Annotated in this window: 22 protein-coding genes; 9 read left to right on the plus strand and 13 right to left on the minus strand. The window is 70.1% G+C overall.

Annotated features, from left to right (window positions below; genetic code table 11):
* The first annotated feature begins 4 nt into the window (after positions 1–4).
* From D458_RS0123555 to D458_RS0123565, 3 genes are all read left to right on the plus strand, one after another.
* Complete coding sequence (locus D458_RS0123555) at positions 5–439, plus strand: response regulator (protein ID WP_017589192.1); 435 nt, start codon at positions 5–7, stop codon at positions 437–439.
* Between the two features lie 84 nt (positions 440–523).
* A complete protein-coding gene (locus tag D458_RS0123560) occupies positions 524–1,051 on the plus strand; it encodes a low molecular weight protein-tyrosine-phosphatase (RefSeq protein WP_026119625.1) in 528 nt (175 codons plus the stop codon).
* A 4-nt stretch (positions 1,052–1,055) separates the two neighbouring features.
* Positions 1,056–2,000, plus strand: a complete 945-nt coding sequence (locus D458_RS0123565) for a fructosamine kinase family protein (protein WP_017589194.1) — start codon at positions 1,056–1,058, stop codon at positions 1,998–2,000.
* A 36-nt stretch (positions 2,001–2,036) separates the two neighbouring features.
* On the opposite strand, the gene D458_RS0123570 is transcribed toward D458_RS0123565, so the two are convergent.
* The 3 genes from D458_RS0123570 to D458_RS0123580 form a co-directional block, all read right to left on the minus strand.
* Positions 2,037–3,014, minus strand: a complete 978-nt coding sequence (locus D458_RS0123570) for a carbohydrate ABC transporter permease (protein WP_017589195.1) — start codon at positions 3,012–3,014, stop codon at positions 2,037–2,039.
* Positions 3,011–3,988, minus strand: coding sequence for a carbohydrate ABC transporter permease (locus tag D458_RS0123575; protein ID WP_017589196.1), 978 nt, complete (start codon positions 3,986–3,988; stop codon positions 3,011–3,013). The genes D458_RS0123570 and D458_RS0123575 overlap by 4 nt, the downstream gene beginning before the upstream one ends.
* A gap of 311 nt (positions 3,989–4,299) precedes the next feature.
* On the minus strand, positions 4,300–5,646 hold the full coding sequence (locus tag D458_RS0123580; RefSeq protein WP_017589197.1) for an ABC transporter substrate-binding protein: 1,347 nt from the start codon (positions 5,644–5,646) through the stop codon (positions 4,300–4,302).
* Between the two features lie 260 nt (positions 5,647–5,906).
* On the opposite strand from D458_RS0123580, the gene D458_RS0123585 reads away from it, so the two are divergent.
* Together D458_RS0123585 and D458_RS0123590 are read left to right on the plus strand one after the other, a co-directional pair.
* Entirely contained in the window at positions 5,907–7,013 is a 1,107-nt protein-coding gene (locus D458_RS0123585) for a Gfo/Idh/MocA family oxidoreductase (RefSeq protein WP_026119626.1), read from the plus strand.
* A 104-nt stretch (positions 7,014–7,117) separates the two neighbouring features.
* Complete coding sequence (locus tag D458_RS0123590) at positions 7,118–8,476, plus strand: four-carbon acid sugar kinase family protein (RefSeq protein WP_017589199.1); 1,359 nt, start codon at positions 7,118–7,120, stop codon at positions 8,474–8,476.
* A 45-nt stretch (positions 8,477–8,521) separates the two neighbouring features.
* Here D458_RS0123590 and D458_RS0123595 read toward each other — a convergent pair whose 3' ends face one another.
* Positions 8,522–9,208 carry a TetR/AcrR family transcriptional regulator gene (locus D458_RS0123595; RefSeq protein WP_051049771.1) on the minus strand — a complete coding sequence of 229 codons (687 nt, stop codon included), beginning with the start codon at positions 9,206–9,208 and terminating at the stop codon, positions 8,522–8,524.
* A 278-nt stretch (positions 9,209–9,486) separates the two neighbouring features.
* Between D458_RS0123595 and D458_RS0123600 the strand changes: the two genes are divergently transcribed.
* Complete coding sequence (locus D458_RS0123600) at positions 9,487–10,821, plus strand: NAD-dependent succinate-semialdehyde dehydrogenase (RefSeq protein ID WP_017589201.1); 1,335 nt, start codon at positions 9,487–9,489, stop codon at positions 10,819–10,821.
* A 156-nt stretch (positions 10,822–10,977) separates the two neighbouring features.
* Positions 10,978–14,265, plus strand: a complete 3,288-nt coding sequence (locus D458_RS34075; RefSeq protein ID WP_017589202.1) for a family 43 glycosylhydrolase — start codon at positions 10,978–10,980, stop codon at positions 14,263–14,265.
* Positions 14,266–14,427: 162 nt separating this feature from the next.
* Here D458_RS34075 and D458_RS0123610 read toward each other — a convergent pair whose 3' ends face one another.
* Both D458_RS0123610 and D458_RS0123615 read right to left on the minus strand, forming a co-directional pair.
* Positions 14,428–16,125 carry an SLC13 family permease gene (locus D458_RS0123610; RefSeq protein ID WP_017589203.1) on the minus strand — a complete coding sequence of 566 codons (1,698 nt, stop codon included), beginning with the start codon at positions 16,123–16,125 and terminating at the stop codon, positions 14,428–14,430.
* Between the two features lie 100 nt (positions 16,126–16,225).
* Positions 16,226–17,392 (minus strand): enolase C-terminal domain-like protein, encoded by a 1,167-nt coding sequence (locus D458_RS0123615; protein WP_026119627.1) that lies wholly within the window; start codon positions 17,390–17,392, stop codon positions 16,226–16,228.
* Between the two features lie 181 nt (positions 17,393–17,573).
* Here D458_RS0123615 and D458_RS0123620 point away from each other — a divergent pair, with 181 nt between their 5' ends.
* A complete protein-coding gene (locus D458_RS0123620; RefSeq protein WP_017589205.1) occupies positions 17,574–18,242 on the plus strand; it encodes a GntR family transcriptional regulator in 669 nt (222 codons plus the stop codon).
* Positions 18,243–18,344: 102 nt separating this feature from the next.
* On the opposite strand, the gene D458_RS0123625 is transcribed toward D458_RS0123620, so the two are convergent.
* From D458_RS0123625 to D458_RS0123655, 7 genes are all read right to left on the minus strand, one after another.
* Positions 18,345–18,878, minus strand: coding sequence for an SRPBCC family protein (locus D458_RS0123625; protein WP_239648049.1), 534 nt, complete (start codon positions 18,876–18,878; stop codon positions 18,345–18,347).
* 131 nt (positions 18,879–19,009) lie between these two features.
* A complete protein-coding gene (locus D458_RS0123630) occupies positions 19,010–19,906 on the minus strand; it encodes an alpha/beta fold hydrolase (RefSeq protein WP_040702733.1) in 897 nt (298 codons plus the stop codon).
* A 104-nt stretch (positions 19,907–20,010) separates the two neighbouring features.
* On the minus strand, positions 20,011–20,370 hold the full coding sequence (locus D458_RS0123635) for a DUF4873 domain-containing protein (protein WP_017589208.1): 360 nt from the start codon (positions 20,368–20,370) through the stop codon (positions 20,011–20,013).
* Between the two features lie 30 nt (positions 20,371–20,400).
* On the minus strand, positions 20,401–21,918 hold the full coding sequence (locus tag D458_RS0123640) for a flavin-containing monooxygenase (RefSeq protein ID WP_017589209.1): 1,518 nt from the start codon (positions 21,916–21,918) through the stop codon (positions 20,401–20,403).
* 284 nt (positions 21,919–22,202) lie between these two features.
* Complete coding sequence (locus D458_RS0123645; RefSeq protein WP_017589210.1) at positions 22,203–23,117, minus strand: AurF N-oxygenase family protein; 915 nt, start codon at positions 23,115–23,117, stop codon at positions 22,203–22,205.
* 11 nt (positions 23,118–23,128) lie between these two features.
* Positions 23,129–23,998, minus strand: coding sequence for an SDR family NAD(P)-dependent oxidoreductase (locus tag D458_RS0123650; protein ID WP_017589211.1), 870 nt, complete (start codon positions 23,996–23,998; stop codon positions 23,129–23,131).
* 219 nt (positions 23,999–24,217) lie between these two features.
* Positions 24,218–25,129 (minus strand): AurF N-oxygenase family protein, encoded by a 912-nt coding sequence (locus tag D458_RS0123655; protein WP_026119630.1) that lies wholly within the window; start codon positions 25,127–25,129, stop codon positions 24,218–24,220.
* A gap of 175 nt (positions 25,130–25,304) precedes the next feature.
* Between D458_RS0123655 and D458_RS0123660 the strand changes: the two genes are divergently transcribed.
* Complete coding sequence (locus D458_RS0123660; RefSeq protein WP_017589213.1) at positions 25,305–26,087, plus strand: MerR family transcriptional regulator; 783 nt, start codon at positions 25,305–25,307, stop codon at positions 26,085–26,087.
* Positions 26,088–26,188: the final 101 nt, after the last annotated feature.

A 26,188-nucleotide genomic window follows, 5' to 3' on the forward strand; every position in this document is an offset into this window, starting at 1 on the left:
GGTCATGTTGGTGCATCCCATTGAGGTGCTGCTGGTCGAGGACGATCCTGGCGACGTCCTGATGACCAAGGAGGCGTTCGAGGAACACAAGCTGGGCAACCGCCTGCATGTGGTCTCGGACGGCGTCGAGGCGCTCCGCTTCCTGCGTCGCGAAGGCGAGTTCGCCGACGCCCCCCGCCCCCACCTGATCCTCCTGGACCTCAACCTGCCGCGTAAGGACGGCCGGGAGGTACTGGAGGAGGTCAAGAGCGACGACGACCTGGCGCACATCCCCGTCGTGGTGCTCACGACCTCGGAAGCCGAGGAGGACGTGCTGCGCAGTTACCGCCTGCATGCCAACGCCTACGTGCCCAAGCCCGTGGACTTCGAGCAGTTCATCCGGGTCGTGCGGCAGATCGACGACTTCTTCGTGACCGTCGTACGGCTCCCCAAGGGCTGACGCGGGTCACGGTTCGGGGGACGGGGCCCGCACTCACCGCGCCGGAGCGGGTGGGTGTGGAGGTTTTTCGTTACGGTAAGGGACATGAGCCTGCCGCAACCGCGTGACCCCGCTGGTCCCTACCGCGTCAGTGTGGTGTGCCTGGGAAACATCTGCCGATCACCCATGGCGGAGAAGGTGCTCACCGCAGACCTCGAACGTGCCGGATTGAGCGACCTCGTCGAGGTCGACAGCTCCGGTACGGGCGACTGGCACGTGGGCGGCGGAATGGATCCCCGGGCCGCGTCCACACTCCGCGTGCACGGGTACCTGACCAACCACACCGCCCGCCAGTTCGAGCCCGAGGACCTGGCCACTCGGGACCTGGTCCTGGCGATGGACGTGGACAACCTCGCCGACCTGCGCCGTGTCGTCGACGAACGGGGCGCGGAGCTCGGCTTCGACGCCTCCCGACTGCGGCTGTTCCGCTCCTTCGCGCCCGCGAGCGGCCCCAACCCGGAGGTGCCCGACCCCTACTACGGGGGAGACGACGGGTTCACCGCCGTCCTGAACATGGTCGAGGCCGCCGCCAAGGGCCTCACCGGGGAACTCGTCACCCGGTTGAAGGCCTGACCGCGTGGACAGGGAGCCGATCGTGCGGTCCTTCGGACCCGGAGGCGGGGGGGACCGGCCGGACCGGCCGCGCCGGGACCCGCTGACCGGCACCCTCGCCGACCGGATCTCCGCCCTGCTCGGCACAGAGGTCCGGCGCGCCGCCCGGGCCGGGAGCAGCCACGACTGGACCCTGTCCTACGCGGAGCTGGCCGACGGCACCAGGCTGTTCGTCAAGTCCCTGTCGCGCGGGTCCGAGCCCACGGGGGTGCTCCTCGCGGAGGCGCGCGGCCTGGAGTGGCTCGGGAGGTGTTTCGGCTCCCCGGTGATCCAACCCCTGGGCTGGGACGAACGCCTGCTCGTGCTGCCGCTGGTGGAGCAGCGCGAACCCACGCCGGCCGCGGCCGAGCGGCTCGGCAGACAGCTCGCCGGCACCCACCTGACCGGAGCGGACAGCTTCGGTGCGGACTGGCCCGGCTACGTGGGCCCGCTTCCGCTGGACAACACCCCGGCCCGGCACTGGCCGCGCTTCTACGCCGAACAACGGTTGCGCCCCTACCTGCGCCGGGCCCTGGACCAGGGGGCGCTGACCCCCACCGACGCGCGTGCGGTCGAGAAGGTGGTCGACTCGGTCGAGGACCTGGCCGGGGAACCCGAACCGCCGGCCCGGATCCACGGGGACCTGTGGAGCGGCAACGTGCTCTGGCGCGAACGCGACGCGGTGCTCATCGACCCGGCCGCGCACGGCGGCCACCGCGAGGCGGACCTGGCGATGCTGGCCCTGTTCGGGCTGCCCTACCTGGACCGGGTCCGCGACGCCTACAACGAGGTCGCCCCGCTGTCGTCGGGCTGGCGGGGCCGGGTGGCCCTGCACCAGCTGCACCCGCTGCTCGTGCACGTGTGCCTGTTCGGCGCCGCCTACCGGACCACCGCTCTGGAGGCCGCGCGGACCGCGTTGCGCACCTCCTGAGCGGTGGCCCGGAGCCCGGGCGGGACCGGGGCCGGGTCAGCCCTTGACGCTGCCCGCCAGCAGGCCGCGCACGAAGTAGCGCTGGAGCAGGAAGAACACGAGCAGCGGCACGACGATCGACACGAACGCGCCCGCGGTGAGCCGGTGCCAGGCCTCGCCCCGGGTCCCCGCCAGCTCCGCCAGCCGTACGGTGAGCGGTGCCGTGGCGGTGTCGCCCCCGGCGAAGATCAACGCCACCAGCAGGTCGTTCCAGACCCACAGGAACTGGAAGATGCCCAGCGAGACCAGGGCGGGCGCGATCAGCGGCAGGGCCACCTTGCGGAAGATCGTGCCGTGCCCGGCGCCGTCCACACGGGCCGCCTCGAAGAGCGACTTCGGCAGCTGCGAGATGAAGTTGTGCATCAGGAAGATGCCCAGCGGCAGGCCGAAGATGGTGTGCGCGACCCACACGTTGGTGAACGCCATCGCGCCGCTGAGCTCCCAGGCGGGCAGGATCTGCGCGTCGCCGACCGTCACCCCCTGGGAGAAGAAGCGCAGCAGCGGCACCAGGGACATCTGGAGCGGCACGATCTGGAGCGCGAAGATCCCGAGGAACACCCAGTCGCGGCCGCGGAAGTCGATCCAGGCCAGCGCGTAGGCGGCCAGTGCCGCGATGCCCAGGACGAACACCGTCGAGGGCAGGGTGATCACGAACGAGTTCACGAAGTGGCTGGCCAGGCGGCCGTCGTTGGCGCTGCCGAAGAGCACGTCCCGGTAGTTGTCCAGGGTCACCTCGGGGTTGCCGAAGAACGTCCACCAGCCGGTGGAGCCGATCTGGTCGGCCGGCCGGAACGAGGAGACGAACAGCCCGGCGGTGGGAAGCGTCCACACCACGGCGATGACCAGCGCCACGAGGCTGGCGGCGCCGCCGCTGAGCCGTCTGCGGACCCGGGCCGCGGCGCCCGCGTCCTTGGGCGCGGAACGTTCGGTGCCGGTGCCGGGCTCTGCCGCGGAGCGGGGTTCGGTCTTGCTCATGCCAACTCCCTGGCCTTGCGGTTGCGCCGGATCTGGAGAACGACCAACGGGATGACCAGGACGAACAGGAACACGGCCAGGGCCGACCCCTGTCCCACCTGGCCCTGGGAGAACGCCTGGCTGTACATCTCGTTGGCGATCACGCTGGTGCCGTAGTTGCCGCCGGTCATGGTCCGGACGATGTCGAAGACCTTGAGGGTCTGCACCGAGATGGTGATGAGGACGACCAGCAGGGTGGGCCAGACCGACGGCAGGGTGATGCGGCTGAACAGCTGCCAGGCCCCGGCGCCGTCGATGCGGGCCGCCTCCACGGTCTCGGTGGGGATCGCCTTGATGGCGGCGGACAGCACCACCATCGCGAACCCGGCCTGGACCCAGATCAGGACCAGGATCAGCAGGAACGTGTTGAGGGGCTGTTCGAGCAGCCACAGCCGTGGCTCGCCTCCGAACCAGACGACGATCTGGTTGAGCAGCCCGTACTGGTCCTGGTCGGCGGGCCGGTAGGCGTACACGAACCGCCAGATGATGCTCGCGCCGACGAACGAGATCGCCATCGGCATGAACACCAGCGACTTCGCCAGGGACTCGAACCGGGACCGGTCGATGAGCACGGCGTACAGCAGGCCGATCGCGGTGGCCAGGGCCGGGGCGAACAGGACCCACAGCAGGGTGTTCAGCAGGACCTGGAGGATCTCCGGCCGTTGGAACATCCACAGGTAGTTGGCCAGCCCGACGAACGTGTCGCCGCTGCGGTCGTAGAAGGACAGCACGGTGGTGCGGACGACCGGGTAGACGAGCCCGCCGAGGAGCAGGAGCACCGCCGGTCCGAGGAAGAAGGCCGCCTGCCAGCGGTCCCGCTTGCTGCGGGGCGCGTCGAGCAGGACGAGCATCAGGCCGATGACGCCGAGGAAGACGACGATCCCGATGAGCATCCACACGAGCTTGGGCAGCTCGTTCAGGAAGGAGAACTCCATGGAAGACCCCTGGTGGTACCTGGAGATGGGGAGGGGACGGGCCGCGCGACCGGTGGTACCAGTCGCGCGGCCGGGGTGTCAGTTCGAGCGCCGGGGAGTCTGGGTTTCAGCAAGCACAGTGCAAGAGGAGCCAAGCCGTCAGCGAGGAACGAGCGTCAGGCGTAGACGAGGATGCTGTGTTGCTCTCAACCCAGATCCCTCCGCAAAGGCGCCGAACACGGGCCGAAGTCAGGGGCCGGGCTGCGCGCGCCAGCGCGTCCGTTGAGGGTGGTGGCGGGCGACGGGCGGGCGGAGGCCCAAAACAAACACGGCTACGGCCAGGCGGACTCCACGCTCTCCAGGACCGTGGCGGTGTCGGCGCCGGTCACCCAGTCGACCATGCCGCTCCAGAAGACGTTGGTGCCCACGGAGGAGGGCATCGCGTCACTTCCGTCGAAGTGGAAGACGGTGTCGGGGTTGTTGAGGACCTCGGCGGTGAACTGGTCGGTGGGGTCGGCCAGCAGGGACTGGTCCAGGTCCTGGTGGGCGGAGACCCAGGAGCCCAGTGCGGCGCGCTGGTTGGCGTACTCGCCCGAGGACAGGTACTCGTGCACGGCGACGACCTCGGCGCGGTCGTCGAAGGAGACGACGAACTCGCCGCCGCCCATGATCGGGATCTCGGCGTCGGCCTCCAGCGGGGGCAGCACGAAGCCGTAGATGTCGGCGTCCTCGCCGATCTCGACGTCGTCCTCGAACTGGGCGCCGTAGAAGGAGCCCATCAGGTACATGGCGCAGCCGCCGTCGAGGAGGGGCATCCCGGCCTCCTGGAAGGAGGTGACGGCGATGCTGTCCACACTGCCGAAGGTGCCGTTGACGTAGTCCTCGTTGCGGATGACGCCGTCGGCCAGGTCGAAGGCGTCCTCGACCTCGGGGGCGTCGAAGGGGATGTCGTGGGCGATCCAGTCGTGGTAGACGTCAGTGCCCGAGGTGCGCAGGAGGGCGTTCTCGATCCAGTCGGTGCCGGGCCAGCCGGTGGCGTCGCCGGACTCGAAGCCCACACACCACGGCTTGGTGCCGTCAGCGGCGATGGCGTCGCTGAGCTCGATCATCTCGTCCCAGGTCTCCGGGATCTCGTGACCGTTCTCGTCGAAGTAGGCGGGGGAGTACCAGACCATCGACTTCATGTTGGCGCCGAGCGGGGAGCCGTACAGTTCGCCGTCGACGGTGGCGTAGCCCTGCCAGTCCTCGCTCCAGCCGGACTCGACGTTGCTCTGCACCCCGTCCGCGACCGGGACGGCGTGGCCGTCCTCGGCGGCGCGCTCCAGGAGGCCGGGCTGGGGGATGAAGGCGAGGTCGGGTGCGTTGCCGCCGTCGAGGCGGACCGGGAGCTGGGCCTCGAACTCGCCGCTGCCCTCGTACTGGATGGTGATGCCGGTGCAGGCCGCGAAGTCCGCCCAGGACTCCTCCAGGCGGTCGCCCTCCTCGTCGCGGATGGAGGCGTAGACGGAGACGGTGCCGCCGGTGTCCTCCCATTGTTCGTAGGGGGAGCAGTCGATGTCGGAGGTGTCGACGGTGCCGCTGTCACCCCCGCTCAGGTAGGAGCAGCCGGAGACGAGGAGGACCAGACCTCCCGTTGCCGCGGCTGCGGCCAGGCCACGTCTGTTGACCGAACTGGGCATGGGGGTCTCACTCCTCTTCGGCACGCACACCCCCCGATGCCGGGGGTGTGATTCAGGTCATGCGTTCCTCGATGAAAGTCGGATTGGGCGCGCTTGTCCATAGTTCGCGCAAATTCTTGCGTAACGATCTGAAATATTGCAGTGTGTCGCCCTGGTCAGGACTTTTGGCGGTAGGAAACCGACGTGGAGGTAGGACGTTAGGACCCGGGCAGGGTGCGCCGGTCGTCGGGACACGCGTCCGGAGCCGTACATTGGAGGACATGGCTGACGCACCCACCAGCCCTGGTCAGGGCATCTCCGGACATGACGGACCCGAACTGCACGTCGCCCTGGTCGGCTACGGCAAGGGCGGCGAGGTCTTCCACGCACCGCTCATCGACGCCGTACCCGGGCTGCGCCTGTCCGCGGTGGTCACCGGCTCCCCCGAACGCGGGCGGGCCGCTCAGGAGCGCTACCCGGGGATCACCGTGTACCCCACCGTCGCCGACCTGTGGGCCGACGCCGGGCGCTACGAGATCGCGGTCGTCAGTACCCCCAACGACACCCACGCGCCCCTGGCGCGGGCCGCCCTGGAGGCCGGGCTGGCCGTGGTCGTGGACAAGCCCTTCGCGCTCACCGCGGGCCAGGCCCGCGAGCTCACCGACCTGGCGGACAAACTCGGCCGCGTGCTCACCGTCTACCAGAACCGCCGCTGGGACGCCGACTTCCTCACCCTGTGGAAGCTCATCGAGGAGGGCGCCCTGGGGCGGGTGCACCGCTTCGAGTCGCGCTTCGAGCGCTGGCGCCCCGAAGCGAAGGGCACCTGGCGCGAGAGCGGGGGAGTGGAGGCCGGCGCCGGCCTGCTGTACGACCTGGGCCCGCACCTGATCGACCAGGCGGTCAACCTGTTCGGACCGGTGACCTCCGTCTACGCCGAGATCGACGCCCGGCGCGAGGGCGTGAACGCCGACGACGACGTCTTCCTGTCCCTGAGCCACGCCCGGGGCACGCGCTCCCAGCTGTGGATGAGCGCCCTCAGCGCGCAGAACGGCCCCCGGTTCAGGGTCCTCGGGAACGAGGCGGCCTTCACCAGCCACGGTCTGGACGGGCAGGAGGCCCGGCTCACCGCGGGCGAGCGTCCGGACGCCGCGGACTGGGGTGTGGTGCCCGAGGCCGAATGGGGCCTGCTCGGGGTCGACGGCCGGACGGAGCCGGTGCCCAGCGCCCGCGGCGCCTATCCCGAGTTCTACGCCGGGGTGCGCGACGCGGTCGGGGAGGGCGAACCGCTGCCGGTGGACCTGCACGAGGTCGTCCACGGCCTGGAGATCATCGAGGCGGCCCGCCGCAGCGCCCGCACCAACTCCGTGGTGGCGCTGCCCGGACGCTGAGCCGGCAGCCGGGGCGGTCGCGGCGAACCGGCCCCCGGCCCTGCCTTTGGGCCTATGTTGGCAGTAGGCAGATCCAGGGTTTCCGACACCGAAGGAGAAGCGCCGTGGCCCAGGTCCTCGTGGTCGCCGACGACCTCACCGGTGCCAACTCCACCGGCGCACGCTTCGCCCGCACCGGCATGCGCGTGGCCACGGTGACGCCCGAGCACGTCAGCCGGGTCGCCGGGGACTACGACGTGGTCGTCGCCAACCTCGACAGCCGCCACGTCCCGGCGGAACAGGCCGCCGACCTGGTCACCGACGTGGTCGAGGCGGTCTGGCCGGTCGGCCTCGTGGTCAAACGCACCGACACCACGCTGCGCGGCAACGTCGGCGCCGAGATCGAGGCCACCTACGACGCCGTCCGCGACCGCCTCCCCGTCGGGACCCGCGTCCGGGTGCTGTTCACCCCGGCCTTCCCCGGCTCCGGACGCATCACCGAGGACGGCGTGCAGCTGCTCAACGGCATGCCCCTGGAACGCACCGAGCTCGCGGTCGACCCGCTCTGCCCGATGACCACCAGCGTGGTCGCGGACATCCTCGCCGCCCAGACCGACCTCGCCGTCCGCCACGTGCCCATCCGTCAGATCACCCAGGAGATGCTCACCGCCGAACTCCTCGCCGGTGACGAACCCATCGTGCTCTGCGACGCCAGCAGCGAACAGCACCTCACCGACATCGCCGAGGCGGCGGCCGCCGCCCACCACGCCGACGGCACCGTCTGGGTGGCCGTCGACCCCGGCCCCACCGGCGCCCTGCTCGCCTACGCCCTGCGCCTGCGCGGCCAGGCGGGCTCCCGCGGCCCGCTGCTCGCGGTCGCGGGCAGCACCACCGAGCTCACCCACCGCCAGCTCGCCACGGTCGCCCGCACCGGCGCGGTCCGGTTCGTCGACGTGGACGCGGTCGCCATCAGCGACCCCGACAGCGACCACCCCGACGAGGTGGCGGAGGAACTCACGGGGCAGCTGTCCTCCTCGGGCTTCCCCGAACTCTGCGTGCTGCGCGTGGTCACCACCGCCGAACGCGTCCGGGAACTGCCCGCCCAGGCCCGTGCCGAACTCCCGGGCCGGATCGCGAGCCTGGTCGCCGACGTCGTCAACGAGCTCGCCGACACGGTGGGCGCCCAGGCCCTGCCCAGCGGCCTGTACCTGACCGGCGGCGACCTGACCGCCAGCCTCCTCGACGAACTCGACGTGCACGCCTTCGACGTGGGCGGCGAGGTCGTCCCGCTGGCCGTGCACGGCCACCTCAGCGGCGGCCCCCTGGACGGGACCCCCGTGGTCGCCAAGGGCGGGCTCGTGGGCGACGACATCACCCTGGTCGAGTGCCTGGCCAAGCTCCGCAGAGCCGTCCAGACCCGCCTGCACCAGGTCCACTCCGAGGTGTCCGAGCACGTGATCCCGACCCTGGTCCGCGACGTGTGACCCCGGACCCGCCCCGGACCCCGGGCCCTGAGCCCCGGCCGCCCGTCAGCGGTCCGCCGGGCGGGGCTCCCGGTCGGAGCCGTCCGCGGCCGGCCCGTGGGGCAGGAGGGCGTCCCGGGGCAGGCCCAGCTCGGCTTCCGTGAAGGTGCGGACCATGTCGATCAGCGGTGCCGACCGCTGCTGGGCGCTCGTGTTGGTGTAGGAGTTGACGCCGTCGAGGACGGCTATGACGCGCACGGCCGCCTCCCAGGGGTCCTCGCAGCGGAACGACCCCTGCGCCACCCCCGCGGCGATGACCTGCTCCACCCGTCGGCACCAGAGCAGCTCCTGCCGCACCACCCCCTCGTTCAGCACGGGCCGGTAGCGCGAGAGGTGCCGGGCGTTCAGCCACAGCCTGCTGACATCGTCGAACACGGGGCCCGACAGCCGGGCCAGGAAGTTCTGGAGGACGCGGACCGCGCTGCCCCGGGACCGGTCCCCGGCGGTCTCGGGGAGCAGGGCGTCCAGTTCCCCCGCCGCGGCGCTGGTGAAGGCCTCGGTCACGAGGTCCTCGGCCGTGGGGAAGTAGTGGCCGACCAGGCCGGAGCGCACACCAAGGTCGTCCGCCACCCGGCGCAGGGTGATGCGCTCCAGGCCTTCGGTGAGCCCGATCCGGGCGGCCGCGGCGACGATCTCCTGACGTCGTTCCTCGGGGGCCTTGCGCACCCGTTTCCGGTCTTGTCTTGACGTCATGCCGCGAATGCTATTGGGTAAGCACTCAACAGGTCTATTGAGCGCGTGAACAATAATTCTGACCACGGTCTGACCTGCTCGTACCGGTCTTCTGGCGACGGATCCGTCCCCGGCTGACCGAGACCCCGGGCAACCTCCGGACCACCGTGGAGCCTCCCGCGCAACGGACACCGGCCCGCCCCGGCGGGCGGCTGCCCACGGACGATCCGGGCGGCGCCGTCCGACCGCCGGCGGAGGCCGATCGCCGCCCCGCACCCGTACACCCTTCTGGAGAACCGATGTACGCCGTCACCGACCCCGCCACCGGCGAGGTCCTCGCCACCTATCCGACCGCCACGGACGCCGAGGTCGACGCGGCCGTGGACCTCGCCCACCAGGCCACCGCCTGGGGCCGAACGAGCACGTCGGCCGAGCGCGCCGCCCTGCTGCGCCGCCTGGGCGACCTGCACGCCGAGCACCGCGCGGCCCTGGCCGAGGGGATCGTCCGGGAGATGGGCAAGCCGCTGGCCGAGGCCGAGGGCGAGGTCGACTTCTGCGTCGACATCTACCACTACTACGCCGACCACGCCGAGGAGTTCCTCGCCGACGAGCCGCTCGACGTGGTCTCCGGTCCGGGCGGGGCCGTCCTGCGGCGCTCCCCGGTGGGCGTCCTCCTCGGCATCATGCCGTGGAACTTCCCCGTCTACCAGATCGCCCGCTTCGCCGCCCCGAACCTCGCGGCGGGCAACACCATCGTCCTCAAGCACGCCCCGCAGTGCCCGGGCACCGCGGCGCTCCTGGAGGAGCTGTTCGCCGCGGCGGGGTTCCCGAAGGGCGCCTACGTCAACGTCTACGCGACCAACGAGCAGATCGCCACGGTGATCGCCGACCCGCGCGTGCAGGGGGTCTCGCTCACCGGGTCCGAGCGGGCCGGTTCCGCGGTCGCCGAGATCGCCGGACGGCACCTGAAGAAGGTCGTCCTCGAACTCGGCGGGGCCGATCCCTTCCTCGTGCTGTCCACCGACGACCTCGACGCCGTCGTCGACGCGGCCGTGGCCGCCCGGCTCGACAACACCGGCCAGGCGTGCAACGCGGCCAAGCGGTTCGTCGTCGTCGAGGACCTGTACGACGATTTCGTGGAGCGGTTCGCGGAGCGGCTCTCGGCCGAGTGGTCCGGTGCCCCGCTGTCGTCGGTCGCCGCGGCCCGGACCCTGGACCGCCAGGTCGAGGCAGCGGTGGCCAAGGGGGCCCGCCTGGTCAGCACCGGTGAGCGCCACGGGGCGTACTTCCCTCCGGGGGTGCTCACCGGTCTCGGCACCGACGTGCCCGAGGCCAGGCAGGAGCTCTTCGGTCCCGTCGCCCTGGTCTTCCCGGCGGCCGACGAGGAGGACGCCGTCCGGATCGCCAACGACACCCCGTACGGACTGGGTTCGTACGTGTTCACCACCGACCCCGAGCAGGCCCGGCGCGTCGCCGATCGCATCGAGGCCGGGATGGTCTTCGTCAACGGTGTCGGTGCCGAGGGCGCTGAACTGCCCTTCGGCGGTGTCAAGCGCTCGGGGTTCGGCCGGGAACTCGGCCGTCCGGGCATGGAGGAGTTCGTCAACAAGAAGCTCATCCGCACGGTCGTCTAGGCGCGGCCCCGCGGCGCCCCGGCAGGTCCGCCGGAGCGCCGCGGGGACCGCGTTCCATGCTGGGGATGGTCCACAGGGGATCTTTACAACGATGTAAAAGTCGACTAGGAAGGTGACGGACCCGTTGCCGAGACCCGGAAAGGTTCCTGACCCCCCATGAGACCTCCGGCGATCGTGATCGCCCTGTGCACGACCCTCGCCCTCCTGACAGCCTCCCCGGCCTCGGCCTCGCCGGACGGACCCGGATCCGCGGCCACCCCCGTCAACCAGAACTCCGGCTCGGCCGAGCCGGAGCCCGCCATGGTCCGCAACCCCCTCTCCGACCAGTTCTCCGACACCTACGCCGACCCCGTCGTCATCCGCGGCAAGGACGGGTACTGGTACCTGTACGCCACGAGCGACCCGCTCACCGAGGCGCCCAGCGAGTTCGGGATGATGCACGCGGCCCGCAGCGCGGACTTCGAGGACTGGGAGTACCTGGGGACCGTCTTCGACGACGGCAACCGGCCCGGGTGGGCCCACGAGGACTCGATGTTCTGGGCCCCGGACATCCGGTTCGTGGGCGACCGGTACGTCCTGTACTACTCGGTGACCCACACCGCCGACGGCGACGGGGCGATGGACCACGCCATCGGCGCGGCCACCGCGCCCACCCCCGCGGGGCCGTGGACCGACACCGGCGAGGCCGTGGTCGAACCCCGCCCCAACGGTTCGGGCGGGTACTTCAACTCGATCGACCCGGCCCTGTTCACCGACGACGACGGGTCCCGCTACCTGTACTTCGGCGGCTACATCGGCGGAGTCTGGGTCACCGAACTGGACGACGACGGACTGCGCGCCGTGGGCGAACCGACCCGGCTGACCGTCGCGGACCGGTACGAGGGCGCCTTCGTCGTCAAGCGCGACGGGTATTACTACCTGACCGTCTCCGCGGCGATGTGCTGCGACGGCCCGGGCACCGGGTACAGCGTCTACGCGGGCAGGTCGGAGTCCCCGACCGGTCCGTTCCTGGACCACGAGGGCGTCTCCATGAACGAGTCGCGGGTCGGCGGTACCCAGGTGATGGCCCAGAACGGGAACAGCGTCATCGGGGTCGGACACCACGCGTTCTTCACCGACACCACCGGCCAGGACTGGATCCTGTACCACGGCATCGAACGCGACGACCCGTGGCTGGACGGCCCGGGCGGGATCAACGAGCGCCCGACCTTCGTCGACCGGCTCGACTGGATCGACGGCTGGCCGGTCGCCAACGCCGGAGAGGGCCCCACCGAAGGCGAGTTGACCGGCCCCACGGTCGGCTCCGCACTGGACATCGACATGGCCGACCCCGCCGCCGGCCGGTCCCTGCGCGCCGTGTCGGGCGAGTGGACCTCCGTCACGGAGGAGCGCAACGGAGCCGGGACCGTCGGCCTGCTCGAACCGGGCGGCTCCGGTGACGAGGCCGCTCGAGTGGAGACCGTCCGCCCCGCCGCGGCCGAGTCCCGTGTCGAGTCGGACCTCAGGTTCCCCGACGGCACGGGGACCCTCCGGCTCGACCTGGCCCGGATGGGCGCCCAGGGCATCGCGGTCGAGGTCGACACCGACGCCCGGGAACTGCGCACCGAGGTCTCCGCGCCCTCGCGGGACCCGGTCACCGAGGTCGCGCCGCTGCCGGAGATCTTCGACCCGGAGCACTTCACCGCCCTGGAGGTGGAGATCCGGGACGGCCGGGTGCGGGCCGCCCTCGGCGAGAGCCGGCTCGGCGACCCCATGGCCCAGGTCGTGGTCGACGTCCCCCGCACCGTGGTGAAGCGGCGGCCGGTGGCCTGGGAGGCCTCCGGTGCCCCCGTCCGGATCGCCAACCCGAGCGTCGCGGAGGTGCACAGCCCCGTCACCGAAGCCGCCGCGGAGCCGCAGGCGGACCGACTGCTCTGGTCCGAGGAGTTCGACGGCGGGCTCGCCGAGGACTGGGAATGGGTCCGGGACTCCGGTGACACCGCGGTCGGGGAGGACGGCCTGCGCTGGCCGGTCGACGGCGGCGACGTCCGGGGCGAGGACAACGACGGCGCGCTCCTGCTGCGGGACGCCCCCGACGGCGAGTGGCTGATGCAGACCCACCTCACCCTGGACCTCGGCGAGGACACCCGGCGCAACTACCAGCAGGCGGGCCTGATCGCCTATGTCGACGACGACGACTTCGCCCGGCTGGGGACCCTCGCCCTCCACGAGACCCGGCCGGTCGAGTTCAGCCGTGAACTGACCACCGACAGCCGCGTCGACAGCGGATCCCACTGGGGCGGCCCCACCGCCCCGGAGATGTGGCTGCGCCTGCACCACCGGGTGGACCCCGACACCGGTGAACCGCACTACCGTTCGTCGACCTCGACCGACGGCGAGAACTGGCGCTGGGGTGCGGTGTGGACCTTCCCGGCCGGTACCGAACCCCGGGTCGGGCTGTACGCCGGCGGCGGCGCCGAACCGGCCGTCGACGCGGTGTTCCACAGCGTCGAGTTCCACTCGGTGCGCGAAACCGACGACGAGGAGGCCCCCGTGGGGTTCGCCAACCCGGTCTTCGACGAGAACTTCCCCGACCCGTTCGTCCTCGAGTCCGGTGGGACGTTCTACGCCTACGCCACCAACGGAGCGCACGGCAACATGCCGGTGCTGACCTCGTCCGACCTGGTCCACTGGGAACCGGCCGGAGACTCCATGCCCGACGTGGCTCCCTGGTCGGAGCCGGGCAAACACTGGGCCCCGGAGGTCATCGAGTCCGCACCGGGGAGGTTCCTCGCCTACTACACGGCACGTGATCCCGAGCTGGATCTGCAGTGCCTCGGCGTGGCCGAGGCCTCCGACCCCCTCGGTCCCTTCGTCGACACCGACGAGGAGCCGCTGCTCTGCCAGACCGACGAGGGCGGTTCGATCGACGCCAGTCCCTTCGTCGACGCCGACGGCACGCCCTACCTGCTGTGGAAGAACGACGGCAACCACGTTGACCGGCAGAGCTGGATCCATGCCCAGGAACTCGCCCCCGACGGCCTGTCCCTCATCGGAGAGCCCCACCGGCTGGTCACCCACGACCAGGACTGGGAGGGCCACCTGGTCGAGGGTGCGAGCATCTGGGTGCACGAGGGCCGTTACTACATGTTCTACTCCGCGAACGGCTACTACTCGGAGGAGTACGGCGTGGGCTACGCGGTGGCGGACAGCGTCCTCGGTCCGTGGACCAAACCGTCGGACGAGCCGCTGATGTCCTCCAACGAGGTGGCGGCCGGTCCCGGCCACGGGATGGTCCTGGAGGTGGACGACCGCACCTGGTACGTCCACCACGCCTGGCCCCCGGACCACGTCGGCGACCCGGAGTACGGCCGGAGCATGTGGGTCACCCCGCTCCGCTGGGAGGGCGGCGTGCCCTTCCTGGACGGTCCGGCCGCCTGGGTGGACGGCCTCCCCGTGGAGTAGCTCCGGCGGACCGACGCCCGAGCGACCGAACACCCGAGCGCCCGGACGACCGGAGGGAGGGGCACGGTGCGGAACCCGCACCGTGCCCCTCCGTTCTGTCGTGGGACCGACGGCGGTGGACGGCCGCTGCCGGAGTCCCAGGCCCGGGGGAGGGCCGCCTGCTCAGCCGCCGGCCGGCTGGAACTCGACGGGTGTACTCAGCAGGTCGATCCCCCACAGGTACGGCAGGACGAGGAACACCGCCGCGACGATGAGAACCAGTGCCGCGAGGTTCAGCCAGACGCCGATGCGGACCATGTCCATGATGGTGATCTTTCCGGTTCCGAACATGATCGCGTTCGGCGGTGTCCCCACGGGGAGCATGAAGGCGCAGTTCGCCGCCATCGCGGCGGGGACCATCAACGCGAAGGGGTGGACGCCCAGGGCGAGTGCGAGACCGGCCATGACCGGCATGATCATGGTGCCCGTCGCCGAGTTAGAGGTGATCTCGGTCAGGAACAGCACCAGGGCGGACGCCACCAGCACGGTCAGGACGATGTTGACCCCCTCGAGGACGAGGAGCTGTTCACCGATCCACGTCGACAGGCCGGTCTCGGTGAATCCGGCCGCGATGGCCAGACCGCCGCCGAACAGCAGCAGGATCCCCCACGGGATCTTCTTGGAGTCCTCCCAGCGCAGGATGCGCGGTTCCTCCGAGTGACGCGTGGGCAGCAGGAACAGGACGACCGCGGCCGTGATCGCGATGAGGCCGTCGCTGATGCCCGGAACCAGGCTCTCCCAGAGGAACGTCTGGGTCACCCACATGAACGCGGCGCCGCTGAAGACCGCCAGTACGGCCTTCTCCTCGGTCGTCAGGCTGCCGAGGGACTTCTTCTCGTCCCTGATGACCTCCCTGCCGCCGGGGAGGTGCTTGAAGCCGAACCTGAACTTGACGAACGCGAGGTAGAACCAGGCGAAGGCGAGCAGCAGGACGACGACCGGGACCCCGAACAGCATCCATCCAGCGAAGGAGACGGTCTGGCCGAAGATCTCACCGGTGGTCGCGGCGAGGATCGCGAGCGGCGGCGTTCCGATCAGAGTTCCGAGGCCGCCGATGGTCGCGGCGTATCCGATGCTGAAAACGATGCACTTCTCGAACTTCGGGACCTCCGTCGCGTGCTCACCGTTGCGCAGCGCCTGCGCGGCCTGGTACGCCACGGCCAGGCCGACGGGGATCATCATCATCGTCGCTGCCGTGTTGGAGACCCACATCGACAGGAATCCGGTGGCGACCATGAACCCGAGAACGATGCGGCGGGGGCTCGTGCCGATCATCAGGACGATGGAGAGGGCGATCCGCTTGTGCAGGTTCCACTTCTCCATGGCGATCGCGAGAGCGAATCCCCCGAGGAAGAGGAAGACGATGTCGTTGCCGTAGGAGGACACGACGGCGTCCCCCTCCATCGCCCCCGTCAACGGCAGAAGCACGATGGGCAGCAGGGAGGTGACCGGGATGGGCACGACTTCGGTGATCCACCAGGTCCCGATCCACAGGGTGGCGGCGAGTACGGCCACTCCCTCCGAGGAGAGGCCCCCGGGGTCGAAGAACAGAAGCGTCATCGCGAAGAGCAGGGGCCCCAGGGCCAGGCCCACGAGGCGGGCGGGCGTGTAGCCGCCCCGTGGTCCGCGTTCGTCCTCCGAGGGCCCGGACCCCTCCCGTCCCGGCCCGGGCGTCGCGGCGCCGGAGTTCGCGCCCCGGCGGGCCTTCGCCCGTTCGGGAGGCCGGGGCTCCTTCTTCGCGGAGAACGTCAGGAGGCTCTTGATCTGGTAGTGGGACGCCCATAGTTCGTCCCACACCCTTCCCAGGGAGTATGCCGTCATGGCCAGCCTTCTTCAGCGGGGTCGATTGCTTGTCGGTGTGCCGTTGCGAGTCTTTCCGGGGGATGTCGGGGCCGGTGGGGCGCGGTCGCGGCCCCGGGGGTCAGCTGTGCAGGTTCCGGAGGACCTTGTGGAAATCCGCTTTGCCCTCCAACCCGATGCCCGGCAGATCGCCCGGGGCCACACGGCCGCCGGTGATCACGGCGTCGTCGGTGAAGCCGCCGGTGGGCTGGAACTCCCCCGGGTAGGACTCGTTGCCGCCCAGCTTGAGTGCCGCGGCGATGTGCAGGGAGAACTGGTGCCCGCCGTGGGGGACGCAGCGGCGGGAGGACCAGCCGTGCCGCTTCAGCATGTCCAGGACCCGCCGGTACTCGGTCAGGCCGTAGCTCAGGGCCGGGTCGACCTGGATGAAGTCGCGGTCCGGCCGCATGCCGCCGTAGCGGATCAGGTTGCGCGCGTCCTGGAGCGAGAACAGGTTCTCTCCGGTGGCGACGGGGTTCGCGTAGCTCTCCGAGAGGACCGCGTTCAGGCGGTAGTCCAGCGGGTCGCCCGCTTCCTCGTACCAGAACAGGCCGTAGCCGTCGATGGCCCGGCCGTATTCCAGCGCGGTGTCCAGGTCGAACTTCCCGTTGGCGTCGACCATCAGGCGGCCCCCGTCTCCGTCGAGGACCTGGAGAACGGCCTCGATGCGCCGGAGGTCCTCGTCGAGGCCGGCCCCGCCGATCTTCATCTTGACGACTTCGTACCCGCCGTCGAGGAACCCCCGCATCTCGGCCTGGAGGTCGGCGAGGGTCTTGCCTGGCGCGTAGTAGCCGCCGGCGGCGTAGACGAAGACGTCGGAATCGGGGTCGCCGTCTCCGTAGTGATCGGAGATCCAGCGGTACAGGGGGACCCCGGCGGCTTTGGCGGCCAGGTCGTGCAGGGCCATGTCCATCACGCCGACGGCCACTGATCTCTCTCCGTGGCCTCCGGGCTTCTCGTCGCGCATCATGAGGGACCAGGCCTTTTCGGGAGAGAGCTCCCCGTTCTCGTCCAGCAGGTCCTCGCCAGGTGCGTTCAGCAGCCGCGGGAGTATGCGTTCCTCGAGAATCGCGGTGGCGTTGTAACGGCCGTTGGAATTGAATCCGTAACCGACCAGGGGTTTTCCGTCCACGAACATGTCACTGACCAGGGCGACGACGGTGCAGTCCATCTTGCTGAAGTCGATATAGGCGTTGCGCATGGACGAGCTGATCGGGATGGTGCCTGCTCGAGCGGAAACAATTCTCAAGGTTCTGCCCCGTGCGTCGAAGTCTTATAAGATCCTCGCAGGCTACCCAAGGGTGATCCGGGGCACAATATCCGAGGTGGATCTTTCCTGGTGGGCGCTGCTCTCCGGGCAGGCTGTGGTCCGTCCCGCAGGCTTTCGGAGCAGGCCCGACCCAGCCGGCCGTTCTTGTCCGGAGAGTACGATGAGCGTTATGAAAGGTGCTTCCAGCAAGGGAGAGTCGGCCTACAGCGAGCTGCGGCGCCGCATTGTCTCGGGGGAACTCGACCCGGGGTCCCGCCTGTCCCAGTACGAACTCGCGGAAGAAATGGGAATGAGTATCACGCCCTTGCGCGAGGCGGTGAGACGGTTGGCCAGTGAGGAATGGGTGGAAGTGGTCACCCACCGGGATGTCCGTGTGGCGCCCGTGAACGCCGACGAAGCCCGTGAGCTACTGGATGTCCGCCTGTCGCTGGAACCTCTGGCCACCGAGCTGGCGGTACTCCGCAGAACTGACGGAGAAATAGCCGGCATGAGGGCGGCCGCGGACCGGCTCCTGCCGGTGACCCGTGTCTGGGGAGAGGAAGCCGTCACCGCGCACCGGGAGTTCCACCGGGCGATCTACGCGGCTTCGCACAACAAGGTGCTGATCAGGTTCCTGGACGATGTGTGGGACAAGTCGGACCGTTACCGGCGTATCGGATCGAGGCTGCCCGCAGGAGACGGGCCCCGCACCCTGGACCTCAGGCAGCACCACGAGATCCTGGAGCTGGTCGTCAGCGGGGAGAGCGCCAGGGCGGGCGCACTCGTCCGCTCGCACATACGCAACAGCCTCGGCGCCGTGGTCCCCGGCTCTCTCGAGCAGGCGGGCTGAACCCTTCCCCGCGATCAGCAGGGCCCGCCGGGCGCGTCGGTGGTCGGCCCGCCGCCGCGTCGGCCCCTGCGCCCTCTTCGGGACGCGAACACCGACCGCGGGTCAGTTCGCCTCGCGGACGTCCCGTCCCTGCTCCGCGAAGGCCTTGAAGTCCTGCATGTGCTGTTGGGACTGCTTGCGGAAGGTGCCGGGCATCAGGAGGCCCACCAGCCGCATCATCACACCGCTGAACCGGTATTCGTTCTCGCTCACCCAGAGCGTCGTCTCCGGGCCGGACTGGGTCAGCCGGTCGCGCACCGCGTTCCACATGCCCTCGGCGACGATCTCGCGGTCGAAGTGGACGACCTGCCCTTCCGGGAGCCCGTGCAGGTCTGCCGGTTCCCGGCGCGTGATGGTCTCGGTGCACTCCATCTCCTGCTTCCCCGCCTGGAACACGACCCGCGATTCGGTGCCGACCTGCCCGTGCTCCCCGCGCAGCGGCTCGTGCAGCACCAGACCCCGCAGCCACTTCGGCATGTGCGCCGGGTCGGAGAGCAGCTGCACCACCCTCTCCAGCGGTAGGGCGACCTCGATCGAGACGGTGTACTTCATGGCGGGCTGCTCCGGGTTGCCGAGTGACAGGGCGTGCATGCGCATCCCCGCCACATGTTATTCAGACACGGCGTGTCGACGGGGGCCCGGTTCGTGGGGCCGCGGCGCCTGCCGCCCTGGCGACGCGGGGCGGGGGCGCGGCGCCCCTTCGCACCGCGCCCCTCGAATGCCGGGTCCTAGGCTTTCGAACCCGCGCCGATGTGGTTGGCCGCCATCTTGCCGACCAGCTCCGCGAGGGTCTTGGGGGCCTCCAGAGGGCCCATGTGGCCCAGCCCCGGGAGTACGCGGACCTCTTCGCAGTTCTGCACCAGCTCGCCGATGTGGTGGGCGTGCCACGGGGGAGTCAGTTTGTCCTCGTCGCCGCCGACCACCACGGTGGGCGCGGAGATCTCGCGCGCCGCGTCGTCGAGTTCGAGTCTGTTCATGACCCGGCCCCATTCGCCGCGCGGGACGCCGCCGCAGTCGTGGACGAGCTTGGCGCACAGGCGCTGGGTGGCCTTGTCGGCACTCCTGCCCATGACCAGGAACTTGAAGATCCTGGCGCTGACGGCGTTGGCCGGGCCCAGGGGGAGCGGCGCGCTCAGGAAGATTTTGGCGCCGAGGGTGCCGAGCGCTCCCGGGAGGGGGATGGCGGTGGACCTGCGGGGCAGGTCGGTGCAGCCGGTGTTGGTCAGCAGCACGGCGCCGGCCTTCTCCTTGAAGGTCGCGCGCGGGCCCGCGGCCATGATGGTCATGCCGCCCATGCTGTGTCCGGCCACCAGCGCCTTCTGCCCGGCGGGGACGGTGGCTTCGAGGACGGCGCAGAGGTCGTCGGCGAGCTTGTCGGTGCTGTACCCCGCGCGGGTGATGGGGGTCTGTGTCCGCCCGTGGCCGCGCTGGTCGTACAGGACCACGCGCAGGCCCGGGTCGAGTTCGCGGACCACGGGGCCCCAGGAGGCCAGGGAGGTCGACCAGCAGTGGGAGAACACCACGGTCGGTCCGTCGGCGGGCCCGCGTACTTCGACGTGCAGCCGGGTGCCGTCGGCGGAGCGCACCCTGAGTTCCTGTGCCTGTCCCACGTGTCGTGTCGCCATCGGGTTACCTCTCACTCTGGGGGAAGTCAGACGGGGAGTCCCCCCAGGGCGGCGCGTGCCCTGAGGGGACGTTCTTGGGGGCGGCCGCGGAGAACGGCCGGGACTCAGTCGTCGAGTTCGATCCGGGGGACGGCGAAGGGCGGGGTGCCCGACCCGTTGACCGGGTGGCCGCCCCACAGGTTGGGGCTGTCGAGCGTGCCGACGCCCTCGTGGCCGTCGGGGGTGCGCACGACGACGGTGCGCGCCCCGTTGTTGTAGGCCTCGGTGAGCGCGGGGTCGGCCGACAGGCGGCCCTTCCAGCGGTAGTCGCCGGTCAGCGGGGAGAAGTGCCCGGCCAGATGGGCCTGGACCTCGAAGCTCCCGGCCGTGCTGCCGTCACCCGCGTCATCGCTTCCCGGGGGGTCCTGGAGGAGGACCGTGACCGTGCCCCGGTACTCCTCTTCGTCGTCGTCGAACCCGCTCATACTGCTTCTCCTTCTCCGAATCCGACCCGGTCAGGCGGGGACGGCGTCCTTGCGCTTCTTCGTCGAACGCACGCGGCGCAGGTCGTAGTTGTGCGGGTCGAACCAGCGGGTGCGCAGCGCGTAGTTCCAGGTGAAGGTGGGCCACAGCGTCGTGTTGCGGCCCTCCTCGTTCAGGTACCAGCTGTCGCAGCCGCCGGTCACCCACACGGTGCCCTGCATGGACTTGTCGATCATCTTGTTGTAGGCGCGCTGGGCCTCGGGGCGGGGCTCCAGGCGGTCGACCCGGTTCCTGCAGGCGAACTTGAGCGCCTCCATCGTGTACCGGATCTGCGCTTCGATCATGAAGACCTGGGAGGTGTGCCCCAGGCCGGTGTTGGGGCCGGCGAGCACGAACGCGTTGGGGAACCCGTTGACGGTGGTGCCGCGGAAGGCCTGCACGTCGTTGCCCCAGTGCTCGGCGAGCGAGCGGCCCTCGGAGTCGTACACGCGGTGGGCGATGGGCGGGTCGGTGACCTGGAAGCCGGTACCGAGGATGATCGTGTCGACCTCGTGCTCGGTCTCCTTGCCGGAGGAGTCCCGGGTGACCACGGAGTTCGGGCGGACCTCGACGATGCCGTCGGTGACCACGTCCACGTTGGGCCGGGCCAGCGCGGGGTAGTAGTCGTTGGACATCAGGATGCGCTTGCACCCGGCGCGGAAGGTCGGGGTGAGCTTGGCGCGCAGGACCGGGTCCTTGACGCTGCGGTTGATGTTGGCCCGGCCGAGGCGCTCCACGATCCCGAGCAGCTTGGGGTTCTTCGCGAAACCGAGGATGTAGCTCTCGCGGCCCCAGTAGATGCTCTTGCGGGCGATCTGCTGCGCACCGGGGATGTTCCGGTAGAGCCAGCTCTCGGCCTTGGTGATGTCGCGGTCGTGCCGGAACATCACCCACGGGGCGGTGCGCTGGAACAGCGAGAGCTTGCCCACCTGCGGTTGGATCTTCGGTACGAACTGGATGGCGGAGGCGCCGGTGCCGATGACGGCGACCCTGCGGCCGGTCAGGTCGTGGTCGTGGTCCCACTCGGCGGAGTGGAAGAGCTTTCCCTCGAAGGCGTCCAGGCCCTTGATGTCCGGGTAGGTCGGGTCGGCGAGCGGTCCGGCGCCGCTGACCAGGAACTGGGCGGTGACGGTGCCGCTGGAGGTCTCGATCCGCCAGCGGTTGTCCTCGGGCTCCCAGCGGGCGGCCTTGACGTCGCTGCCGTAGCGGACGTGCCGGTCGACGCCGTGCTCCCCGGCGACCCGCTTCATGTAGTCCCAGATCTCGGGCTGCGGGGAGAAGGTCCGGCTCCAGTGGGGGTTGAGCGCGAAGGAGAACGAGTACAGGTGTGAGGGGACGTCGCAGGCGGCACCCGGGTACGAGTTGTCGCGCCAGGTCCCGCCGATGCCGTCGGCGCGTTCGAGGATCACGAAATCCCTGAGGCCGGCCTGCCTGAGGCGGACAGCCATCCCGATTCCGGCGAACCCGGTGCCGATGACGGCGACCCGGTAATGCGGTACTGCTTCGGTCACGATGCTGTTCCCTTCGTGCGGCCCGGTCCGTCCGTGGACTTCGGCATACCGACCGGTAAGTATGGGTCCCCGGGGGCGCGGCGCGTTTCGCCCCCGGGGGAGGGTGCCGGGGGCTGAGCGCGTGGCGCGTTCGCTCTCAGCCCCCGGCGTTCGGGGACCGCCGCCGGAAGACGTGGCGCGTTTCGCCTTCCGACGACGGGGTTCTCGGGAGGGGCGGCCCGGGGGACTGGTCCTCCGGGGACCCTCGGGGGGTCTGCTGGACTCGGGGGTGCGGGGCAGGCCGTCTAGCGGCCGAGGAGGCCCGCCTTCTTCCAGAAGTAGCGCCCCAGGCCCGTGATCGCACCGGCGGTGCCCAGTGTGCCGACGACCTTGCGGGCGGCCCAGGTCTTGGTCTCGACCCAGTGCGGGTTGCCCTTGGCGACCCGGTAGGCCTCCTTGGGATCGAGCCCGACCTGCTCGTAGACCTTCGGGTTGATCAGGCGGGTCGCGGAGTAGTACGTGACCAGGCCCAGCACGATGCGGCTGTAGGCCTTGTTCAGCGCGCTGCGCTCGGGCCAGTCGCGCTGGAACTCCTCGCGTGCGTAGCGCATGTGGCGCGCTTCCTCGGTGACGTGGATGCGGGCCACGGCGCGTACCAGCGGCAGGATCTGCTCGTCCGGGACGGCCTCGCGCTGGAGCTGGTCCAGGACCTCCTCGACGAACAGCGCGCCCGCGAAGATCAGCGGGCCGTGCGCGATCGCCTTGAAGACGCGGCCGAGGTGGAAGGTGACCGGGTCGAGCCGGTGCGTCTCCCAGCCGAGTTTCTGCACCATCTTCGCGAACATGACCGTGTGGCGGCACTCGTCGGCGATCTCGGTGTACGCGTACTGGACGTGCAGCGACGTGGGGTCGTTGTGGTAGGCGTGGCGGACCAGCATCTGCATCAGGATCGTCTCGAACCAGATGCCGATGGTGGCGACGCTGGCGACCTCCAGGCGGGAGAGCTCCTTGCGCTTCTCCTCGCTGAGCTGGTCCCACAGGTGGGTGCCGTAGATGGAGATGCGCTCGGGGCGGATCGCCCACATGTCGGGGTCGACCGGTGCGTCCCAGTCGATCTCCACAAGGGGGTCGAAGGAGGCCTTGGCGGAGCCGCGCAGGAGGCGCTTGGCGATGTCCTCGCGGTCGGTGATCTTCGGCTTGGCGACAACTTCGGCGGTCATCTCGTTCCTCCTCAGACGGTGCTGACTCGAGAAATGCTGGTCGGGGCGTGCGGGGAACCGTGGCGTGCGTGGAGCCCCTGGGCGATCTCCGCGTCAGCGAAGGCGCCGTCCGTGAGGAGCAGGCCGAGCTGGAGCGAGACGATCTGTTCGGTGGTACCGGGGAAGTGCTTGGTCAGGTGCAGGGCCGCGGTCCCGAAGGCCGTGCAGGCGACGTCGCGCGGGGCGCGCTTGGCGCCGGCGGCTCGGACCACGGTCATCACGGTGTCGCGCTCGGTCTCGGCGGGGACCAGTCCGTCGAGCGAGGCGCCGGTGGCGCGCGAGCTCTCGTGAATGGGGGTGTCGACGTAGCCCGGGTAGACCGTGGTCACCCCGATGTGCGTGCCGTACTCGGCGCGCAGGGAGTCGGCGTAGGCGGTCACCGCGCGCTTGGAGACGGTGTAGGCGCCGGCCAGGGGCAGCTGGAGGTTGGCCAGCAGCGAGGCGGTGACGATCACGCGGCCGCGGCTCTTGAGCAGGGCCGGCATCGCGGCGGCGGTGACCCGCCAGGAGCCCAGGAGGTTGACCTCGAGGGCCTGGTGGACGTGGGCGTCGGGCAGGTGGCCGATGTCCACGGAGGGGCCGACCCCCGCGTAGTGGATGAGCAGGTCCAGGCGTCCGCCGAGCTGTTCGATCGCCTCGGCGACCCCTTCGCGCACCTGCTGGTCGTCGGTGATGTCGCAGGCGATGACGCCGGGGCCGGCCTTGCGGTCGATGCCGACGACGTTGACGCCGAGGTGGCGCAGGACCGCCACGGTGGCGCTGCCGAACGCCCCGGAGGCGCCGGTGACGATGGCGTTCTGGCCGGGCAGCCGGCTCAGGTGGCGCGGCAAGGGGGTCGTCATGTGATCTCCTCCACAGTCATTGCCGGAACGTTACAACGAGCATTGTCACAATGCAATGGGTCGTCGCCGGAAATTTACTCGTGAGTAAGGTCCGGGTTTCCGGGGCGCCGCGCCGTTGTGGCGCACACGGAAGGGACCGCGCGCCCGCGCGCACGGTCCCGGGGGTGCTCACCTGCGGCCCTGCGGCCCTGCGGCCCTGCGGCCTGGCGGTCTAGCGGTCTAGCGGCCGAGCAGGCCCGCCTTCTTCCAGAAGTGCTTGCCCAGGCCCGAGATCGCTCCGGCGGTGCTGAGCGTCTTGACGACCTTGTGGGAGAGCTCGGTCTTGCTGTCGATGAAGTGCGGGTTGCGGTGCGCCGCCCGCTGGGCCTCCCTGGGGTCCAGTCCGACCTGCTCGTAGACCTTCGTGTGGATCAGCCGGGTCGCCGAGTAGTACGTGACCAGGCCCAGGACCAGCCGCGAGTACGCCCGGTCCACGGGGCCGCGCCTGATCCAGTCGCGGTGGAACTCCTCACGGGCGTAGCGGATGTGGCGGGCCTCCTCGATCACGTGGATCCGGGAGGTGGACCGCACGACCGGCTCGATGCTCTCGTCGTCGATCATCTCCCGTTGGAGCTGGTCGAGGATCTCCTCGACGAACAGCGCGCCCGCGAAGATCAGCGGGCCGTGCGCGATCGCCTTGAAGAGGTTGCCCAGCACGTGCGCGACCGGGTCGAGGCGGTAGGCCCTCGACCCCAGCTTCTCGATCGCCTTGGCGAACATGACCGTGTGGCGGCACTCGTCGGCGATCTCGGTGTACGCGTACTGGACGTGGAGTGTGGTGGGGTCGTTGTGGTAGGCGTGCCGGACCAGCATCTGCATCAGGATCGTCTCGAACCAGATGCCGGTGGCCATGGTGCTGGCCATCTCCAGCCGGGAGAGCTCCTTGCGCTGTTCCTCGCTGAGCCGGTCCCACAGGTGGGTGCCGTAGAGGGACACCCGCTCGGGGCGCATGCCCCACTTGTCCTCCAGCGGTGCGTCCCAGTCGATCTCCACCAGGGGGTCGAAGGAGGCCTTGGCGGAGCCGCGCAGGAGGCGTTTGGCGATGTCCTCGCGGTCGGTGAGCTTCGGTGTCGGCGCGTTTCCCACGGACATGGGTACCTCCAGGGGGTGTTCCGTGTCGGAGGCGCGCCGAACGGGCGGTTCGTGTGGTGTGACCCCGTTCACTCCGATTTCCTAGAACGTTACAATCTCTATTGACAACGTTCAACGGTGCCGAGGGGCGGATTTACTGATGAGTACGGCTCTCCGGGGTCTCTAGGCTGGTTCCATGGCCGAATACCGCATTGACGAACTCGCCCGGCTCGCCGACACGACGGTGCGCAACGTCCGGGTGTACCAGGACAGAGGTCTCCTCGCCCCACCCCGGCGCCAGGGCCGCGTGGGCATCTACTCCGAAGCACATCTGGCGCGTCTGCGGCTGATCGGCCAGCTGCTCCGCCGCGGTTACACCTTCGCCAACATCGGCGAGATGTTCCAGGTGTGGGAGCGCGGCGGCGACCTGTCCGAGATCCTCGGCTTCGAGTCCGCCGTCGGCGACGCCTGGAGCGACGAGATCGCCGACTACATCAGCCTCGGCGATCTGAGGGAGCTGTTCGGCAAGGGGGTGACCCCCAAGACCATAAAGCGCGCCCTGGACCTCAAGGTGCTGGAGCGCGACGGCCTGCGCTTCCGGGTTCCCAGCCCCCGCCTGCTGCACGCCGGCGTCGAACTGGTCAAGCTCGGGATGACCGTGGGCTCGGTGCTGGACATAGCGGAGAACCTCCGGGACAAGATCGGTCACGTCTCCGAGCACATGATCCGCCTGGTCGCCGACCACATCATCGCCGAGCACACCGCGGGGACCGTGCTCGACGCCGAGGACATCGCCAAGATCGCCGAACTCATCCGCCACGTGCGCCCCCTGGCCCAGCAGGCCGTGGACGCGGTCCTGGCGCAGGAGATGGCGAACCACCTCACCAACGTCCTGGGCGACCACTTCGCCGAGGGCATGGAGACCCTGCGGACGGCGGCGCGCACACCTCCGGGCGCAGACGACCCCGACGGTCTCTGAGACCGCCTTCCGCGGAGCCGCGACCAGCACGTCCACGACACGCAGAGCCACGCTCCCCAGCCCCCGGCTCGACCCCCGACCCCCGACCCCCGACCGCTTCG

Source organism: Nocardiopsis ganjiahuensis DSM 45031 (assembly GCF_000341085.1).
In the GTDB taxonomy this organism is placed as follows: Bacteria; Actinomycetota; Actinomycetes; order Streptosporangiales; family Streptosporangiaceae; genus Nocardiopsis; species Nocardiopsis ganjiahuensis.